Origin of the sequence: Clostridium sp. UBA5988, from assembly GCF_002435615.1 — a bacterium.
GTDB lineage: Bacteria > Bacillota > Clostridia > Clostridiales > Clostridiaceae > Clostridium_J > Clostridium_J sulfidigenes.
Window position 1 is genome coordinate 1 of sequence record NZ_DJBA01000062.1, and the last position, 2616, is coordinate 2616.

General features: G+C 27.9%; 2 protein-coding genes. Both read left to right on the forward strand.

Features of this window, described 5'->3' with window-relative positions:
- Positions 1–209 precede the first annotated feature (209 nt).
- Positions 210–959, forward strand: a complete 750-nt coding sequence (gene surE / locus B3J31_RS13750) for a 5'/3'-nucleotidase SurE (RefSeq protein WP_346866880.1) — start codon at positions 210–212, stop codon at positions 957–959.
- Positions 960–1039: 80 nt separating this feature from the next.
- Positions 1040–2185 (forward strand): alanine--glyoxylate aminotransferase family protein, encoded by a 1146-nt coding sequence (locus B3J31_RS13755; protein WP_346866881.1) that lies wholly within the window; start codon positions 1040–1042, stop codon positions 2183–2185.
- The last annotated feature ends 431 nt before the right edge of the window (positions 2186–2616 follow it).

The following is a 2616-nucleotide window of genomic DNA, read 5'->3' on the forward strand; positions in this document are numbered from 1 at the left end:
GAATCCCTTTATCTCCACCAAAGACACTGTATATGCAGTGTCTTTTTTTTATAGTATTTTATAATATTTTAAGATAAACTTTATCATTAGTATGTTAAAATAAAAAAGTAGACAGTATTTATTTTTGGGTAAATTAATTACTTAATAAGATTTTAGATAAATGAAGGGAGGGAAAATAGAGAATATAAATTTCTCTATTTTATATAATTATGAATATATTAATAACCAATGATGATGGAATTACTGCAAAAGGTATACAGATTATTGCACAGAGACTTCAAAATTCACACAACATATTGGTAGTGGCACCAGATAGTCAAAAAAGTGCTAGTAGTCATTCCATAACATTAATGAATCCTCTTATTGTAAAAAAAGAAAAAATAGAAGGTATAGATGCTCCATGTTTTAGCGTAAGTGGTACACCTGTTGATTGTACAAAAATTGCAATAACTACTATTGCTAGTGAAAAAATAGATATAGTAGTATCAGGAATAAATGATGGATTTAATTTAGGCACCGATGTAATATATTCAGGGACTGTGTCTGCAGCCGTTGAAGGAGCATTAAATAATACCCCAGCAATTGCATTATCTTGTGATGGCAATGAAGAAAGTTATGAAATAGCTGCAGATTATGCAGAAAAAATATTAAATAAAATTAGAAGTGAGAAAATTGGAAACACAGTGCTAAATGTAAACATTCCATCCATAAGTAAAGATAAATTAAAGGGATTAAAGGTATGTAAAATAGGTGAAAGAAATTATAATAATGTATATGTTGAAGTAGAGAAAAGTGATGATAATGTAGTATATAAAATAACTGGTGCGCCGGATGATGCAATGCAAGATAATACTGATGTAGACATGATTAAAGAAGGATACATAACAGTTACACCACTACATTATGACTTAACTAATTTTAACTTAATAACAAAAATTGAAAATATATTAGAAAAATAAATTTGATATTAACAAAATTTTTATTTCAAATATTGTGATTAAAATTAGTAATATTAAAGATATGAATAGGGGATGAAATGATGAATAAACCATATGTATTTACACCAGGCCCTACTAATGTAAGAGAAAATGTTAGATTGGCTAGAGCTATTGAAACTACTAATCCAGATTTAGATAAGGATTTTTATGATTTTTATAGAGAAACTTGCAATAAAATTGGGGAAGTACTAAATACTGAAAAGGATGTGTTTATATTAAGTGGTGAAGGTATATTAGGATTGGAAGCTGCTTGTGCATCACTTACAGAAATAGGAGATAGAGTATTAATTATTGATAATGGAGTATTTGGTGAAGGCTTTGCTGATTTTGTGAAAATATATGGAGGAATACCTGTGTTGTATTCTGTTGATAGAAAAAGAGAAGTAGATGTGGAACATTTAAGAGAATTCCTTGATAAAGATAGTAATTTTAAATATGCAACTGTTGTTCATTGCGATACACCATCAGGAGTGCTTAATGATATAAGTAAAATTTGCCCAATGCTTAAGGAATATGGAATATTAACAGTTGTAGATAGTGTTGCAGCTATGGGAGGAGAACCTATAAATGTAGATGAGTGGGATATAGATATTGCATTAGGTGGTTCTCAAAAAGCTTTTTCAGCTCCACCAGGATTAACTATTGTTACCGTTAGTGATGATGCGGATAAAGCTATGAGAATAAGAAATACTCCGATTGTAGGATTTTATTGTAACTTAACTATATGGAAGGGATATTATGATAAAAAGTGGTTTCCATATACTATGCCAATAAGTGACATATATGGGCTTAGAGTTGCAATAGATAATATACTTGAAGAAGGAATAGAGAATGTACACAATAGACATAAAAATATTGCTGTAGCTACTAGAAATGCATTAACTAGCTATGGGTTAAAGTTATATTTAGATAGTGGCTTTTCATCTACAGTTACAGTAGTGGAACCGCCTACAGGAATAGAAGCAAACAAGTTAATTAATTATATGAGAGATAATTACAATTTACTAATTTCAGGTTCCTTTGATTATCTTGAGAATAAGGTTATTAGAATTGGTCATATGGGAGAAAACAGTAGGATAGATAAAATTTTATTTGTTTTAAATACGTTAGATAAATCTTTAAATGAATTAGGATATAAATCAAAAGTTAATATCATAGAAGAATTTAATAAGTATATTATATTATAATGTAAGAGAGGCTAATTAATTATGAAAATAGTTAATTGGTCTTATATTATTATAAAAAGGATATTTTCAATGGAATATTAAGAAGGTTAGTAACTAGTTAACATAACGAATATTTATTGATTTTAATGCGGTATATTTCGCATATAGAGGCTAATTATTAGTATAAGTTATTTTTACTTTAGTATACTATACCATGTGTATCAGTATAAGAAAATAAAAGTAAATTGAAGAAATATGAAGATATATTTAAATAAACTATAATTATAAAAAACTAATATTATATTTGATATAACAAGTATGGTAAGATAAATCTTGTCGCTGAGAGATGCGGCAAGAAACAACAAAAACTTAAGAAAAAACTTCTTAAAAATTTGTTGACAGATAAGAAATTATCTAGTAGAATAGTAAAAGTCGTCGGAAGTAATCGATGA

Coding starts and splice junctions, on each gene's coding strand:
- surE (WP_346866880.1), top strand. CDS start 210: ATGAATATATTAATAACCAATGATGATGGAATTACTGCAAAAGGTATA.
- B3J31_RS13755 (WP_346866881.1), top strand. CDS start 1,040: ATGAATAAACCATATGTATTTACACCAGGCCCTACTAATGTAAGAGAA.